Genomic DNA, 16734 nt, shown 5'->3' on the forward strand with positions numbered 1-16734 from the left:
ATGAAAATAGCCCTCGCACGCGAACACCGTAAAACATTGGAAACCGTGATCGGCCAGGCGCGTGTAGCTGCCGAGTCAGGTGCTATCAAAGCGCTACAAGCGCTTGCGGTCGGTGCGAAGGAAGTGCCATCGCATTTTACTGATACACAGAAAAAGTTACGTGTGCGATTGCGTGCGCACGGTCGGCAATTGGGCGATGTGCTGCGCCCGGATGACACTCAAGCCGTTGATCATCTCATCACCGAAGTTGCCTACGAACACTGGCACCGCATGCTGTTCGCCCGCTTTCTGGCGGAGAGCAATTTGCTCATGCACCCGCATGGCTATCCGGTCTCCCTGCAAGATTGCAAGGAAGATGCGGCCACCATGGAACCACCGGCACGCAGTGAATGGGAAGTCGCCGGTCGCTATGCCTCGGCCATGCTTCCCAACGTATTTCGTCCTGATACACCTACGCTGGCGCTGGAACTTCCTTTGGAAACCGAACAGGCGCTGGAAGCACTGTTAAACAAATTGCCCGCTACCGTATTCCAGGCCGATGACAGCTTGGGTTGGAGCTACCAGTTCTGGCAAGCGCCGAAAAAAGAAGAAGTGCAGCGGCAAATGAAGCAGGCAGGCACCAAGGTTGGGGCGGATGAATTGCCCGCCGTCACCCAATTATTTACCGAGCAGTACATGGTGGCCTTTTTGCTGGAGAATTCCCTCGGCGGCTGGTGGCGGGGTCGGCACCCCGGCAAACCGCTGCCGATTGAAATGCCCTACCTGCGCACCATAGAAGATGGCACTCCCGCTGCCGGTACGTTCGCCGCATGGCCTGACACCCTGGCCGATTTTAAATTGCTTGACCCAAGCTGCGGCTCCGGCCATTTTACGGTTTCGGCGCTGTATTACTTGGTGCCACTACGCGTGGCGAGCGAAACAATCAGTGTGCGTGATGCTGTGGACAAAGTGCTAGCTGACAATCTGCACGGACTGGAACTTGACGCCCGTTGTGTAGAAATCGCCGCTTTCGCGCTGGCACTGGCCGCCTGGCGTTACCCTGATGAAACTGGCAAACCGCTGGGTCATCGACCATTGCCGCGCCTCAATATTGCCTGTTGCGGTGTTGCCCCACGCACACCAAAAGCGACGTGGCTCAAGCTGGCCAATGGAGATAGGCAGCTCGAACATGGCATGGAAGCGCTGTATGCGCTGTATCAAAAAGCGCCTGAACTGGGCAGCCTGATCGATCCTTCGGCGGTGACACGCGGAGATTTGGTGGATGCCAACTGGGATGAACTGCAAGTCTTGATGGAAAAAGCGCTTGCCAACTCAAGCGGCGATGAAGCGGAAGTTGAAGCCCGCGTTGCCGCACAAGGCATGGCGTTCACCACCCGCATCCTCAGTCGGCGCTACCATCTGGTCATTACCAATCCGCCGTATCTTGGATCGGGACAGCACGGGCCGGTACTCAAGGATTTTTGCGAGGAGCACTACAAAGCAGCCAAGGGCGATCTCGCCAATGTGTTTCTTGACCGCTGCCTGAAGCTCTGCCTCCCCGGTGGCGTGGTGCAATTCGTCATGCCGCAAAACTGGCTGTTTCTCAAGACCTACAAGGCGCAACGCGAGTATCTACTTAGACTCGAAACCTGGAACATGGCTGCCTTGCTAGGCCCTAAGGGCTTTGATACCCCGATGTGGGATTTCAATGTCCAGTTGGTTACGCTAACGCACTCGACGCCACCCGCTAACCATTCCTTTTATGGACTGGATGCTAGCGAAGGGAAAACGCCTGAAGATAAATCTGGATTGCTGATCAGCACAACAGGTATATCTGTTGACCAGCAATCACAATTTAACAATCCAGATTTCCGAATAGTAATCGGATCGAGTGCGAATAGTGATTTGCTACAAACGATAGCTTCATCCAACGCTGGCATGCTCACTGGTGACGGAAATTATTTCTGTCGTTATTTCTGGGAACCAAAGAGCGTCCACCCAGATTGGGAATTAATGCAAAGCACTGTTAGTAAAACGACACCTCATGGCGGACGGTCGCAAGTTGTTTTATGGGAGAACGGATCCGGACAGCTATTCAAATATGCTGACAGCGTTAAGCATCTCAATACGGCCGTACAGCGGTGGAGAAGTGGTCAGCAGGTATGGGGAAAAAAAGGGGTTGTCGTAAGCTCAATGGGAAGCTTGGAATGCACCCTTTATTCTGGCGACAGGTTCGATAACAATGTTGGCGTAATTACTCCAACTAATCCCTCACACCTAGCTGCGATTTGGGCATTCTGTTCTTCATCACAATTTTCAACTGAAGTTAGGAAGATTGACCAAAAGATCAACGTAACAGCGGCCACATTTGCAAAAGTTCCCTTTGACATCGTCCACTGGCAAAAAGTCGCCGCCGAGCGTTATCCAAAAGGCTTACCTAAACCTTATTCCGACGACCCAACCCAGTGGATTTTCCACGGCCATCCCAAGCCCGCGACTGCCCCGCTGCAAGTCGCAATTGCCCGTCTACTCGGTTATCGCTGGCCAGCAGAATTCGATGCTGAAATGGAACTTTCGGACGAAGCGCGTAATTGGATTAGCCGTTGTGCCGAATTCTATGATCTCACCGACGATGATGGCATCGTCTGTCTACCCGCCGTGCGTGGCGAGCCTGCGGCAATTGATCGCTTACGCGCCTTGCTGGCCCGTGCTTTCGGTGCCGACTGGTCTGCCGCCCGTGAAGCGCAATTGCTCACGGATGCGGGATGCGACGGTATGCCGCTGGTGCAATGGCTGCGCGATAAATACTTTGAACAGCACATTGCCCGTTTTGGCAAACGTCCGTTCATCTGGCATGTGTGGGATGGTCACAAGGAAGGTTTCTCGGCGCTGATCAATTACCACCAACTCACCCATGAAAAGCTCACTACGCTGATTCACCTTTACTTGGGCGACTGGATCACTCAGCAGAAACGCGCCGTTGATGCTGGGATTACCGATGCCGTGCTCAAGCTGGCAAAGGCCGAAGCGCTGAAAGTGAAACTGGAAGCCATCCTCACCGGCGAACCGCCTTATGACATTTTCGTGCGCTGGAAGCAGGAACATCTACTGCCACTCGGTTGGGAGCCAGATATCAACGACGGTGTGCGCATGAATATCCGTCCCTTCGTTGCAGCAGAAGTATTACGTATCCCACGCGCCAAACTCGGCATCAAATGGGAAGCCGACCGGGGCAAGGATGTGCCCAGTGCGCCCTGGTACAAACTCGGCCCGCAATACGGCGAGCCGGAAGGCACCCGCATCAACGATCACCACACCACGCTGACTGAAAAGCAAGCGGCAAGAAACAAAGCGGGGAGCAAATGAAAGCAATACCGACCACAGTGCTTGCAGCGCTAATAGGCAAACTGCATGAGCAGGCCAAGCGCTATAACCCCGCCTTGGAATCCGCCCCTATCGCCGTTCTCTGGACGGATGAAAAGCGAGAATGGGAAGCTGTGCTGCCGCAAATCAAACAGCAATTGCCCGAATTATTCTCGCTTGGCGCATACGCGCCAGATCAACGGATTGGCCCCGGGGTGTGGCTACGCATGGTGGCCGACCGACAAGTTGGCAAGTTAGAAGGAATACCGATTCTGTATTTGCCGGGGGTCAGCAACGGCAGCCTGCGCACTGATTTACGCGGAGTGAAGGAAGACCCACAACTCGCGCCTTTAGCTGAATTACAATTTCGCGGTTTGTTCTGGCGACAGGAAAACAGTAAGGACTGGACGCTACGAGCTTTTCTGGAAAGCAAACGCAACGGGATGGGGCTCACTGTGGCGGGGAATCACGAAACCGCAAGGGCATTGGCTGCCGCATTCGGCAAATTACTCAATCGAAACTTACCTGCATTGATCGGACAGAACATCGACGAAAGATTCCTTGATCAGTTGATGAATCCAAACCCTGATGAAGATGTACTCCGCTGGTTAACTGCACCGGACGAGATACAGCAAGAAAAAGCTAATGCCTGGGATACCTTTGTTGCAACAAGTCATACACGCTTTGGCGTCGATATGAGCAAAGGGCCAGTAGAAGTAGCACAGAAGATTCTAGCCTGCCAAACCGGCGATGCCGCATATCCCTTGTGGGAAAAGTACTGCGCACATTGGCATAGTTACCCGGATATCTATGAGGTGTTTAAGCACATATCACCACCGGATCTGTTGCAAGGCGCGGAACGCTATCCAAGTGAAAATGAAGCCGACGAAAGAAAATTGGCAGACGCACTGTTGCAGGCCGTTACCTTAGAACCCAATGCAGCCGCAAACAAAGTATTAGAGCTGGAGCAAAAACATCAGTCACGGCGTGAAACATTGTGGGCGCAAATGGAACATGCACCGCTGGCAACTGCGATGCAGTATTTGGCTGAAATTTCCCGAGCATTTTTGTCACCACTGAATGGCGGAACGGTAGCTGACTTTTCTCAGCATTATGCTGAAACTGGCTGGCGCATTGACGCAGCAGCGCGCGAATCTATTGCGATTGCTCAGACTGCCGACCTTGAAAAACCGATCTATGCTGTGCTGGAAACCCTCTATCGCCGCTGGCTGGAAAAGGCAGCAGAGTCATTCCAGCAGCTGGTGCAACGAGATGGCTACCCACATTGGAGCCTACCTGACGTACCCGATGGCACGGTGGTGGTGTTCGTCGATGGCCTGCGTTTTGACCTGGCCAGAGAATTAAAAGAAAAACTGGTTGACGAGGGACTTGCCGCACAATTGGAACATGGGTTTACCAGCATACCGTCAGTGACCAGCAGCGGAAAAGTATGGGTTTCACCCGTTGGCGAACTAGCCGAAGGCGGCTCCTCTGGCGGATTCGATCCCAAGCTGCCAAAAGGCGATTACACCGCCGAAAAACTGCGCAAGGCGATTGAAGCGAATGGCTTTTGTATTGTTGATACTGAAAACCCCAGCATTGCTAACGGCCAAGGCTGGGGAGAGTTCCCAGGTGATATCGACAGCGATGGTCATAAAAAAGGGTTACGTCTGGCTCGTGCTGCACCCGCGCATCTGGACGATCTAAAACGCACCATTCGGCGCTTATTCGCTGCGGGATGGAAAGAGGTCTGGGTTGTTACCGACCATGGATGGATATTGTTGCCAGGCGGATTACCCAAAGCAGAACTACCAGCCAAAATTGCCGAAACAAAATGGGGACGCTGTGCGATATTGAAGGACTCAGTGGATGACCAGGACTGGTTGGTACTGCCGTGGAGCTACGACGCCACAGTTCGCATCGCTTTGGCGCGCGGCATTTCGGCATTTTCCAGCGGACGTGAATATGATCACGGCGGATTGAGTCCGCAGGAATCCATCATCCCGCTATTGCGAGTGAGCCGACCAGGCCCCGTTGAAGGTCAGCCAAAGCTTACTTCCATTTCATGGAATTCCCGCAAAACGATTTGTTCGGTGATAGCAAGCGATGCCGCTGAATTAGACTTAAGTTTGGAACGACTGGCCTTCCCTATTGGCGAAGGTAACGCCATCGACAAAGACGGCAAGGGACGTGTGATATTCGAGGAAGTGGATGACCTCTTAGGCGAGCAAGTTTCGTTGGTTTTACGCCGCGACGGACAAAAGGTTTGTGAGGAAAAATTTAATTTTGGGGAGGTTTGGCATGCAGCTTGATGACTTGGATCGCAAGGCAGCTGATGCCTTTGATGGCTATATTGTGCGCAAAGACCTGGTGCGGCAGTTTTCGCGCCAATTTCCGGTACCAACCTATGTGGTCGAATTCATGCTCGGACGGTATTGCGCGACAATTGATGAAAATGAAATTCAGGAAGGTTTGGGCATTGTGCAGCGCCAACTTTCCGAACGTACTGTGCGTGCCGGTAACGAGGAACTGATTAAGTCCACGGCCAAAGAAAAGGGGCAAGTGCGCATTATCGACATCATCGCGGCGCGCCTAGATGCCAAGACAGACTCATACCTGGTGGAACTGCCTTCGCTCAAATTACGTGACGTGCGTGTTTCCTCCGAACTGGTTAATCAGCACCAACGCATGCTGACCGGTGGATTTTATGCCGAGGTAACTTTAGGATACGACGCGAGCATTGCGTTGGAAAAAGGCGGACGACCATTTTCCGTAGATGGATTGCGCGCGATTCAGCTTTCACAGCGCGACGTACTGGATAAGCTGTCACAGGCTCGTGCTAAATTCACCACGGCGGAATGGAAAGATTTTCTGCTTCGCTCCATTGGTATCGAACCTGCGGGCATGCTCGACCGAGCAAAGGATGCCATGCTGCTGCGCATGGTGCCTTTCGTGGAACGCAACTACAACATGGTTGAGATTGGCCCTCGCGGAACGGGCAAGTCACATCTATTCCAACAGGTGTCACCCTATGCACACCTAGTTTCTGGCGGAAAAGCCACTGTGGCACGCATGTTTGTGAACAATGCCAATGGCCAGCGCGGTTTGGTATGTCAGTACGATGTGGTTTGCTTTGATGAAGTGTCCGGCATTTCCTTCGATCAGAAGGACGGCGTGAACATCATGAAGGGCTACATGGAATCCGGGGAGTTCTCACGCGGCAAGGAGAGCATTCGTGCCGATGGTTCCATCGTCATGGTAGGCAACTTTGATGTGGATGTGGAACATCAACAACGCATCGGTCATTTATTCCAACCGCTGCCGCCAGAAATGCGTGATGACACAGCTTTCATGGATCGTATCCATTGTTACTTGCCAGGATGGGATGTTCCAAAACTAAAACCGGATATTTTCACGAATCACTTTGGCTTAGTTAGCGATTTTCTTTCTGAATGCTTGACGCAACTGCGGTCTCAAAGTCGTTTAGCCACACTGCAAAACCGCGTATTCTTCGGTGGTGCTCTGTCAGGTCGCGACATCAATGGCGTTAATAAAACCATCAGCGGCTTGTTAAAACTGATATCCCCAAACCAGGATGCTGAAATCAGCGATGAAGATTTGGAGTGGGCTGTCCGTCTGGGATTGGAAGTTCGCCGCCGCGTGAAAGAGCAGCAGAAACGCATTGGCGCGGCCGAATTTCGCAACACGCATTTCGGCTACACGATTGGTGCAGAAGGCGTTGAAAAATTTGTATCGACGCCCGAACTGCAAGGCCAGAACGGGATTGGTGATGAACCACTGGAGGCTGGGCAGATTTGGGTGCTGTCGCCTGGTGGTCAGGATGAGCATCCTGGGTTATTCCGGCTGGAAGTCACTGAAGGCCCAGGCAGCGGTGTGCGCATTCTCAACAAGCCAGTACCACAAGCGTTCCAGGAATCCATCCGCTGTGCCGAACAGAATCTCTATGCGCGTGCATTACAGTTAGTAGGTGATCGTGATCCACGCTCTCATGAATTTTCAGCCCAACTCCGTGGCTTTGATTCAGCCAAAACTGGTGCCAAAACCGGCGTAGCTTCGTTAATTGCGCTATGCAGCGCATTGCTCCGCAAGTCTGTACGCGGCGGGTTGATCGTGGTCGGAGAAGTCACACTCGGCGGCACGATAGAGCCTATTCATAATGCAGTGAGCCTGGCAGAACTGGCCGTCGAAAAAGGAGCGAAGTCGTTGCTGCTTCCAGTTGCTTGCCGCAGACAGCTATTTGACCTGTCCGATGATATGGCCACCAAGCTAGATATTGAGTTTTATCAGGATGCCAAGGATGCGTTGTTGAAGGCGCTGGTGGATTAAATTACAAGCCACTGGAATTCTCAAATCAAAATGGGAATTCCAGTGGGCTTAAAGGACACCTTTAATACTCACTTCCAAAGCTTTGCTTCATTGACCGTTAACGTGGACACCAAGTAATTGTACGCGGTGTCCCTAACCCCAACAATTTTCAGGTGAATTGAATATGGCAGAGATGCCAGTAAATATTGATCACACCCCCACGCCACGCCATAGCACAACGCGAAACTAAGCACTGCACGAGTTAAAATCCTCGATATAAAAGAGCCCTGATGATTTTGTTGGTTAGCCATTTTAATCCTTTGCCCATTCGTCGAAATCAAAAAATTTGAAGCGGTCACGGTGCTTCTGTTCCAGCTTTACAATGTCACCGTGAAATTTCACAGTATCAATGCTTTCAAAGCATTTCTTTACCAATTTTGATACGCCAGCCGGACAAACATAATGAACTTCATCAATTTTTCCAGCTTTAATTTCCTGCAAGTAGATGACGATTAACTCGCTATACCGTTTTGAAGTCTTGCATGATCGCTCGATCTCAATTGATATTCTCTGGCCTAATTTATTAATTGAAATTGCATCTGGAATTTTCTTCATGCCAGGTGTTAAGCGCAGAATGCGCTCAGGAGTCCAACCAGTCCAGCCCGCAGCAGCAGCGCGAATGCGCATGCGCTGTGTGTCCAGTCGGTGGTTGATCCAGGCTGCATTTGTCCTGCCCAGTTCGAAATGAGGATTACCATAGCAATCCGCCAGTGCAATTCCATGAGGAGAAATGCCATAGATACGAACTGTGCGCGCTGTCGAAATACGTTTCTCACTCATAGATTGAAGAGCAGTAAGCGCAACGGCTTGATCTCCGGCAGCGCGTTTCAGCAGCGCCATAACATCTTTAACTGATAGTTTTTTAGCTGAATCACGACTTTCAATCTGACTAACAAGATGCGTCTCAGATTTAAGCGCACCATTCTGCTCAAGCTTTTGGAGCAGTGCGCTGGCGCGACGACGGTCAATACAGAGCAATTCAGCGGCAATATCCGATGTTGTAAAAACATCACCGCTCCCTAAAAATTTGAGCAGAATATCAGCCTTTTGAGCAGCACGCGCTTGTCGTTGAACGTAGCTCATGACGGGAAGTGGGTTCTGCATATATACGCTCCTATGGATACAATAAAACCACATTAGCACACCGCTAAAAATTGACTTTTATTGCGCAGACAGTGGCAAATCTGCATCTCCGCAAGCCTTACCATGCCAAAATTTACAACAGTGAATTCTCGCGTGCACCGTTCTCAGAGTGTGAAGCACGCGCAGGCGAGGCGATATCAAGCATGTCAATCGAGGATTGCACGGTAGTGCCAGCAACAATCTTGATTTTGATGGCCTCCGGTGATTTAAGAACTTTTAGAGGCTGAATTGAAACAAATTTTGGCAGCCCTGCACCGTAAAGGACCGCAACCTGCGGAGGCAAATTCAGCAGCATATTTTCATCCACAAAATATGTTTCGGTCTGACGAATCGTGCGCTGATCGTGAACCGTTTCAGACAAAACCGCATTGCGTTTAACAGTCCGCGCTTCGTCGTCGACCTGCACTTTACCGCTCATACTGGCCAGCCACTGAGCAGTCACGGGTGACTGCACCCTGTAACACAGCTTTAACCGACAATTTTCAACAACTGCGTCAACCACAGCATCAGGATTCAAGTCTTTAGTACAGTCCTTCAGATCTCCCAAGCTTTGGTGAGCCAGGATGAAATGAACACCTTTGTCGCGTGCAGCGCCAAGCCCCTCAAGCGCGGGCCGCGAAAGGTGATATTTAACTTCATCAAGAACAATACAGATTTTGCGTAACTCTCCAGCACGCATGCGGTCGCGACGTTCGGCAAGTTGTATGAGCCTAACCAGAAGCATTCTCTGAGCGGTTTTGACAATATCACTACGCATCGAACCAACAATATAAACGCAGCCACCCTCCTCAATCACTTTAGCAAGATCAATGCCATCAGACTTGGCATTGATGGATGGAGTTTCAGCCATCTCGCGCAGCCTGCCGTAGAACTTTTCTGCACCCGATTGTAAAATTACGTCTTGTTGTGCAGCGTAAGCTTCAGCAATTGTGACATTATCGCGAGACATCAGTCGTGCAACGACACCTGCCTCACGCCTATCGGCGATACCATAAAAATCACTCGCATCACCGCGTTCTACAAGATTGAACCCGGCCTGGAACAATTCAAACGCCTCCACCTCAGTCGCGCCTTCAAAAATATTGAATTGAGGTCCTGCTGGTCGATTAAGGTCAATAAAATAGTATGGTTTACCGGTACGCTGAGCCGCCGCATATAAAACACTCGGCGCCCACTCATCATTTTTTGGGTCACAGAAAAAAACTGCTTCGCCAAGCTCCAAAAATTGACTTGCCATCAGGCCGATTGAAACCCCCTTCCCTGCCCCAGTTGTTCCAATTACTTGAACATGAGGAGCCGAAGTGCCGCCACCGAATTCAATGTTAACTGGCTGTGACTTTTCATCAAGTCCTAAAAACACGCCATCACCCTTCTTCAAGATGAAGGACAAGGGATCGAATTTCACCGCTTTTGCAGGGATACTTTTTGATAAATCACGAACGTCAGTTTTAGTATTTCGTTCAAGCTCACTACTCTTTGTCAGGTTAGACTTTGCTTTTTCAAGCATCTGCACGCCAGAGCGCAACATGAAAATTGCAGTGAGCACACCAATGAGTAAGGGTCCGATGAAACATGCAAGATCATAAAAAGATGGCGTAATAAAAACCCCGAATTCAATCTTTGAAACTACAGGAATCAGCATATAAACAAGTGAAATAATCAACGCCGGCACTGACAAAATCGCAAAAATACGCTCGCGCATAGTTGTTGCTTTATCTTCGGCACATTTCCGATTCAACCAAAAAACTGCAAATGCAGATGTTGCTCCTGCAAAAGAAAATGCATGAGCGACGTACATCAAAAATGCAAGAATATATAAATTTAAAGTCGAGACTAACATGGCATATTTCTCCCCGGATTGATAACGACAAGAGCATGGCACATATGCTTAAATTGACTTTTATGATTTGATAATGCGCTAGTATTCTGCGCCACCCCCGGCAAAATAAAATCAATCGCGCCATCAAGCGAGATTGATTTTATGCGCAGATGCAGACTCATCGCATCGGAGGACAAGCACGGACTTATCGTGCGCGGAGTGAACAGTTTACTGTTCACGGAGGGGCGCCGAATCTGACAGTTACATCGTCATATTTGGGGTGAGCAATAGCGAAACCTATCGCAGCGCAAGCGTAGATACCCGGGGGAGCCGCTTCAGTTTTTGCGTTGAGTAAGCCAGCTTTACCGGCGCACCGAGACCAAAAACAGAAGTGGGGGCACAGCCCGCCAAGTCTTGAAGGTCAGGGATTTATCCTGGCCCGAAATAATTATCGTCCAGATAAATATGAAGCCCTTGGCTGCCAGCTCTTCGGCGGACAAGGAGTGAAGTTGTGAGTAAATTACAGTGCGAAGCAATGAATTTAGACGTGTTCACCGTCGACTCACAACTTCACTCCTTGCTTGCAAGGATGAAAGACTTGGCCTGAAGTTGACTTGCCCGGGTCGAACGCCAGTGAGAAGGGGGGAATCCCACCCCCGCCCATAGGGATTACCGTTGATTTAATTGCAATCTTTCACATACGCAACCGACATATGAGCACAAATATGTCGATGGGATTCTGATATGTGAGACACATTTTCCAATACCTGAAACAAGCAAGGACGATTTAAAAACAGACAACAAAACGAGAGTACAAAAGAAAAGAAATGCGCCCGTTTGGTACGCCGCAATCAACAGTTTTCGTTTTCTGCAAGTTCGAGCGCACGATATGCCACAATTCAATCAGCAAAAAGTTCACGTTAACTGACTTTTACTGAACACCTGGTTGCGGCGTGTGCAAAAGTCAGTCTTGCATAATTTTCGGCTGCTGCATAAGTTTTTCTCTTCCCTCGATCAAGCGCCCGCTGGGCAAGATTTGCAATGCCATCTTCGATGGTAAGATTTTTTTCATAATGCGCTCGAGCATAAGCATACTCAAAGCTTGACTCATTGCGTCCAGTGGCAATGAAAGGCTTTGCGATGGATCTAACTCTCGATGCGAATGCGTTATGCAGATTCGCCTGCGGCTGGGCCGAGACCACACCCCCCAAGGGGGGGAGAATAAATCCCTGCTTTTCAGCGAGTTCAAGCAACACATCGACGTCAGCTCTCCGATCTACGATTTTACTGTCAACGAAATTCACCCACTTGCCCCGCTTGATGTTTTTAAAGCCTGGCAAACGACCAAAGTGATCACCACTGACGCTTGCGGCATCGCCGCCATATCGCTGCTGTAAAACTTGTTGGCAAGCTTTACGTTCAGCGATGGAAATTAATCGTGAGGTGGCAAGCCACAGATGATGCAATCCCGGCGAAGTTTGAATTATCATATGTGTACGCTCACCGGCCACTCGCCTACTTTGATTTAACGTTAAGTCATCCATCATCAACCAGCTCTGAGGTTCGGTCACAGCGGCACAAACGTATATATTAAGTGGTCGGCTAACTTGTCCTACGCCTGAGATGTTGGCGGCCTTGAAAAATGGAATACGCATCTGCAGGTCTAATGAGCGGAGCCTGGACAAACCGCTCCGACGAAAATACAAGGCTTTGTTTGCATCGCCGATACCAATATCAAACCTGGTATCAGTGCCGAGCCGTGACGTTGCCATCAGCCAATCAAGCATTGCCTGGCGCTGCTGTTCGGGTTTCATCTTCATTCTCCTTCTTCCCCCCATGGGGGGTGTGGTTTCATGTTTTTGAATTTGGTCTGTAGGCGGGCTATCGTCAGATGCCCCGCCGTTGATCTATTGATCTATTGAGAAAACACTGTTTTGACCGGACTTGGCGGGCGGGCACCGGATTTTGCTGGCGCTTTACCGGACTTTGCTGGCGACCTGTATTTTATTTGGTCACCGTTGACGTAAATCCCCATTCGCGCCAATCTTTCCGCATCCTCTGCAAGATCAGCTCGTCTGACTCTCATCCGCCCTTCCGCATTTAGCTTTTTTATCAGCCCAATCACAGTTTCGTTTACATTCGCGTGAGATAAGCAAAACCTCGCTACCGCTTGACTGAAACCATGCTTAAGTGCCACGACTTGATCTAAGCAATATTTTGTGGATCTATCAGACTCGATTAATTTTGACCAACCGGATGAAAATGAAATACGAATAAATCGGCGCGGCTTGTCACCTGTAAAAGCTCCAGGCCTACTAGTGAGGTTGGACTTGTCAGCAGACTCATCAAACTCGCTAATTATTCCGCCAGTCACGATTCTATCGAGCTCCTTTACATATATTATGATTTCAGCCGCACGCATATCTCTCATCCACTTTGTTATAAGTGCGTTGTTCACGGTATCACCGCCCATTGCCGCACGCAGTTTTGCAGGATCAACTTTCAAATGCATACACCCATTAGACGTCCATTCTTCAGCTACTGCGACCAATCTTGCGGCATCGTGTAAATCTCGATGTTGTTGTCCGAGTCTTCCTGTAATTTGAGCCCAACCCCAGGGCGTATCAAAACGACAGGCAGTTACAGCATGCGGCCTTCTTGTTGGCGCAAAAATTGGGATTCGACAGAGGTTGGTAGGGGTTGTTGCGCGTTGATTAAAATGAGCAGGCAGCACTGCGCACCTCCTTACATTTCATATCCTTGGACTTTTTAACAGGCTGTATCTCGCGACCATCTTTAAAAAGCACTAATGCACCATCAGGCTTTATTTCGAACACCGCTGGCCGCCGATTCGTCCATACGGGTGATGGAATTTCGTTGTGCTTGCTGACACCAAAACCAACCAGTTTCTTTGTGCCTATAACCTCTTCGCTAATTCCGAGCGTAGTTGCGTCTTGATGTTGCACCTGTGAGACACCAGAAGCCCATCGCACAGCCCCTGGAAAACCGCTCCCTCCTGCTTTTGACAGATAGTGAAGTCGCAAGTTGATTTCTTCTCTAGCCGAAGCTTGGTTAGTATGCCCGAGCGTCGCCGTTGTTATTCCCAAAGTCTCAGAACGGATATGCCTAGCCAACTGGCGCTGTTGGTCATTGTCGATTTCTTTGCTCCCAGAAATTACACTACCGACAGTATCAAAAACAAGAAACTCTATACCTGCCGATTTTACTTCATCCAGCACCGCCCGCCCTTCAGTCGTCGTTATCCAACATTGACTACGCGTATCGAATTTGAAAAGTTCGCGTTCAGGAAGAAAGAATGTAATGTCCGATTTTTCAGATACATTTAGTCTAGTCAGGTCGCGATTAATCGCATCACCATCACTTGACTCTCCGGATATCCATGCTGCTTTGGACTTTTTTACCGCAAGACCGAACCAGCTTGATCCAGTAGATATTGACGATGCAAGCGATAAAATAATCGTGCTTTTACCTTCACCTGGTGGTCCTGAAACATCAAGTATGCCCCCTGCTGGCATTAACCTATCGACGATATAACTAATTGGCTTTGCCGGTTTGGCAAGTAACGCTGAGGAATGAAATTTTTTCATTTCAACTCTCCTTTATTTTTACCTTTATTTATCAAATAAACTTTCGCGTATTTGATATGACCGCGAAATGCATTTCGAATAACATGAGGGCATGCACCTGTTAATTCACATATGAATAAAAATAGTTTTGACTCGACGAATACCTCAATCTCGTTATGCCTTTTTTGCCCGTGCCGTCTTCGTAAAAAAGTAAGCAGAAAACGTAAATAATCAATTGCATCGATCTCAGTATCAATGGAAATTTTTGGATTAAAGGGAAGTGACATAGTTACACCCCCGTCTTAGTTGAAAGCGATTTCCGGTATTCGATTACCGACATACCGACCGATTGAGCAGCATTTTTCTCAACGTTAGTTGGCTTGCCTCTTTTCGATTTTGGGTATGCTGGCGCGGCATCGGATAACACGTTGATTTCGTTATTTTCTAGCTGATCAAGCCAACTCCAGACAGTTTTCAAACTCCAAACTACAGACGTGGTGCCATCTTTAAACTTCACACGCGGTGGCAGCTTATTTGGTTCTCGGGTTACCTGCGTTCTAATCGTTGCAGGTGATCGACAAATAATTCGCGCAAGCTGATCAATATTAACAAACGCGTTACCAAAACTATGTGAGGCTTCAACAACATCAAAAGAAGGTGAAATTTGAAGGGCAGCGGATAATTTATTTTGTTGCATGCTTCAACTCCCGATACAAAGACTATATGGGGTGGCATGAATCAGAGGCCACCTAATTTGAACCACGCGCCAAGAGGCAGCATGGAAATAACATCAAATCAGGTGTGGACGCGGAGGGGTATATGGGAGTTCGGATAACTGTTTTATAGTTATCTGGGTTTCGAACTGCGTAACTGGAGGTATTGCCGAAGTAATAATGATTGATTTAGATTTTGGAATGACAAAATCAGCAAGTTTCACAAATATTGAAGTTGCCCAGGCCGGCATTGTGACCAATATAAGGCCAAACGACATACCGATAATTTCTACCATATGAGCAGATAACTGCATGAACTGCATAACCACGAGAGCCGTAACCAACAGAAGAAAACTGGCTGCAAAGGAATAGACAATAACAAACACAAAACGCAGTGGCCCCGTACCAATCTTTAACTCATGCCAGTATTTGCTTTGATTTGCCATGCAGGGATTATACCCATGCCTTTTAAAATATCAACAAAATAATAATCACAACATATTGATTTATATATATAAATTATTGACATTATATTTGTAATGTCAAGAATCGACATCCTCGCTTAATCAAAATTCTGCTTTGCTGCCAGATTTACGCAGATATCAATAACCGTTCACATCTTTTTCGTTCCAGGTGATACTTCCAGCCAATTCCTGCATTTCGGCCATTGCGGTCGCTGGATTGATTCACAAACTAAGGCCGCTACCAACCCGAAACAGTCATTGATATCTAGTTCTGCCACTGTATTTCTTAAACTGCCATGAGCAAATCGTGGCACCAGTCAAAACCGGACGGTAGGCAGATGCTCGCCGAAGTAACCGATCAGAACCAAGGCTTCGTCTCCTGCCCTTTCTGCATGAAAATAGAGCCGAGCCCCATTTCCACCACTCGGTTTTGTGTGATCGCTCCAGCGGCGCGACGTGAAGCCTTGGGGCATAGGGAAATCGCGCAATGGGCCATGGCTTGCATGCTGTAGAGTTGCATTGGATTCTCGGCTCCATGAGATTGCACTGGCAGGGGAATATTGAGTATCCGGTTGCCAAGATGACACTCCTTGATCCAAGGCACGAAGATGGCGGAACAATTGATGGAAAACGGGTTCATTGCCAGTGAGCCCAGTAATTTGCTGTAAGGCTCTTGGACCGAAGCGTAATTGTGGAAACAGATCGCTGGCGCGTTCAATCAATTGCTTGCCGTTCGCAACGGAATCCTCAATGCCTCGCGTGATGGATTCGCTTCGTTGGCAGGCATCTTCTTTAGTCACCAAGCGGCAGACTTGGATCGTCTCCCAGAACTCGTCATCACCATCTAGTGTGGCAAGGTCAATGGCGAGCTCGGTACTATTGTGAAAATTCGCGCTGCCCAGTGCCACGGCAGGCTGGTTGGTCAGCGCAGCGAATGCCAGACCAATAACGCTTACATTGCCTAAGTGTCCTTCAATGGCACGTGCTCCTTCGACCATGGCGAACAATCCTTCAGCGCCATCAATGAACGGCTGTTTGCCTAGGCGCTGAGCGATGAGTATTCCTGCGTCACGATTTGTTCCGGGGTCGAAACACCATCGGCGCAAGCCGCACCCTTGACCGATATCCTGATCGGCGGCGGTGCGAACGGAGCGTAATACCCGCGCACATCCCAACTCGTCCAATGCGCTAATAGTCGATGCTAGTGCCAGAATTCGTCGGGCAGGATTCCAGCTACCACAGGGCGCGAGAGTGGATTCGTCTAAGATCACGTCCATGGG

The 16734-nt window shown here is 49.3% G+C and carries 11 protein-coding genes; 3 read left to right on the forward strand and 8 right to left on the reverse strand.

From position 1 onward, the window contains the following. The 3 genes from GALF_RS07580 to brxL are packed head-to-tail and all read left to right on the forward strand — an operon-like array spanning position 1 to position 7689. Positions 1 to 3345: an Eco57I restriction-modification methylase domain-containing protein gene (locus GALF_RS07580; protein ID WP_013293483.1), complete on the forward strand. Its 3345-nt coding sequence runs from the start codon at positions 1 to 3 to the stop codon at positions 3343 to 3345. Continuing rightward, positions 3342 to 5654 (forward strand): BREX-1 system phosphatase PglZ type B, encoded by a 2313-nt coding sequence (gene pglZ / locus GALF_RS07585; protein WP_013293484.1) that lies wholly within the window; start codon positions 3342 to 3344, stop codon positions 5652 to 5654. Before GALF_RS07580 ends, pglZ begins: the two co-directional genes overlap by 4 nt. Further along, positions 5644 to 7689, forward strand: a complete 2046-nt coding sequence (gene brxL / locus GALF_RS07590; protein ID WP_013293485.1) for a protease Lon-related BREX system protein BrxL — start codon at positions 5644 to 5646, stop codon at positions 7687 to 7689. Before pglZ ends, brxL begins: the two co-directional genes overlap by 11 nt. 291 nt (positions 7690 to 7980) lie before the next feature. Here the strand turns inward: brxL and GALF_RS07600 are convergent, their stop codons facing one another. The 8 genes from GALF_RS07600 to GALF_RS07640 form a co-directional block, all read right to left on the reverse strand. After that, positions 7981 to 8832, reverse strand: coding sequence for a hypothetical protein (locus GALF_RS07600; RefSeq protein ID WP_013293487.1), 852 nt, complete (start codon positions 8830 to 8832; stop codon positions 7981 to 7983). A gap of 112 nt (positions 8833 to 8944) precedes the next feature. Next, positions 8945 to 10711 carry a type IV secretory system conjugative DNA transfer family protein gene (locus GALF_RS07605; RefSeq protein ID WP_013293488.1) on the reverse strand — a complete coding sequence of 589 codons (1767 nt, stop codon included), beginning with the start codon at positions 10709 to 10711 and terminating at the stop codon, positions 8945 to 8947. An 899-nt stretch (positions 10712 to 11610) separates the two neighbouring features. Then, the gene (locus tag GALF_RS07610) at positions 11611 to 12504 is read right to left on the reverse strand and encodes a RepB family DNA primase (RefSeq protein WP_013293489.1); all 894 of its coding nucleotides are present in this window, start codon (positions 12502 to 12504) and stop codon (positions 11611 to 11613) included. 101 nt (positions 12505 to 12605) lie between these two features. Then, positions 12606 to 13424 carry a hypothetical protein gene (locus tag GALF_RS07615; RefSeq protein ID WP_013293490.1) on the reverse strand — a complete coding sequence of 273 codons (819 nt, stop codon included), beginning with the start codon at positions 13422 to 13424 and terminating at the stop codon, positions 12606 to 12608. Next, entirely contained in the window at positions 13405 to 14298 is an 894-nt protein-coding gene (locus GALF_RS07620; protein WP_013293491.1) for an AAA family ATPase, read from the reverse strand. The genes GALF_RS07615 and GALF_RS07620 overlap by 20 nt, the downstream gene beginning before the upstream one ends. A 268-nt stretch (positions 14299 to 14566) precedes the next feature. Next, entirely contained in the window at positions 14567 to 14974 is a 408-nt protein-coding gene (locus GALF_RS07630; RefSeq protein ID WP_013293493.1) for a hypothetical protein, read from the reverse strand. A 93-nt stretch (positions 14975 to 15067) separates the two neighbouring features. After that, complete coding sequence (locus GALF_RS07635) at positions 15068 to 15436, reverse strand: hypothetical protein (protein ID WP_013293494.1); 369 nt, start codon at positions 15434 to 15436, stop codon at positions 15068 to 15070. A 335-nt stretch (positions 15437 to 15771) separates the two neighbouring features. Beyond that, complete coding sequence (locus GALF_RS07640) at positions 15772 to 16731, reverse strand: hypothetical protein (RefSeq protein WP_013293495.1); 960 nt, start codon at positions 16729 to 16731, stop codon at positions 15772 to 15774. Positions 16732 to 16734: the final 3 nt, after the last annotated feature.

Source organism: Gallionella capsiferriformans ES-2, assembly GCF_000145255.1.
Taxonomy (GTDB): Bacteria; Pseudomonadota; Gammaproteobacteria; order Burkholderiales; family Gallionellaceae; genus Gallionella; species Gallionella capsiferriformans.

Excerpts from the sequence above, each read along its gene's own strand:
- pglZ (WP_013293484.1), top strand. The coding sequence starts at position 3,342 with ATGAAAGCAATACCGACCACAGTGCTTGCAGCGCTAATAGGCAAACTG.
- GALF_RS07580 (WP_013293483.1), top strand. The coding sequence starts at position 1 with ATGAAAATAGCCCTCGCACGCGAACACCGTAAAACATTGGAAACCGTG.
- GALF_RS07640 (WP_013293495.1), bottom strand. The coding sequence starts at position 16,731 with ATGGACGTGATCTTAGACGAATCCACTCTCGCGCCCTGTGGTAGCTGG.
- GALF_RS07605 (WP_013293488.1), bottom strand. The coding sequence starts at position 10,711 with ATGTTAGTCTCGACTTTAAATTTATATATTCTTGCATTTTTGATGTAC.
- GALF_RS07600 (WP_013293487.1), bottom strand. The coding sequence starts at position 8,832 with ATGCAGAACCCACTTCCCGTCATGAGCTACGTTCAACGACAAGCGCGT.
- GALF_RS07610 (WP_013293489.1), bottom strand. The coding sequence starts at position 12,504 with ATGAAACCCGAACAGCAGCGCCAGGCAATGCTTGATTGGCTGATGGCA.
- brxL (WP_013293485.1), top strand. The coding sequence starts at position 5,644 with ATGCAGCTTGATGACTTGGATCGCAAGGCAGCTGATGCCTTTGATGGC.
- GALF_RS07620 (WP_013293491.1), bottom strand. The coding sequence starts at position 14,298 with ATGAAAAAATTTCATTCCTCAGCGTTACTTGCCAAACCGGCAAAGCCA.
- GALF_RS07630 (WP_013293493.1), bottom strand. The coding sequence starts at position 14,974 with ATGCAACAAAATAAATTATCCGCTGCCCTTCAAATTTCACCTTCTTTT.
- GALF_RS07635 (WP_013293494.1), bottom strand. The coding sequence starts at position 15,436 with ATGGCAAATCAAAGCAAATACTGGCATGAGTTAAAGATTGGTACGGGG.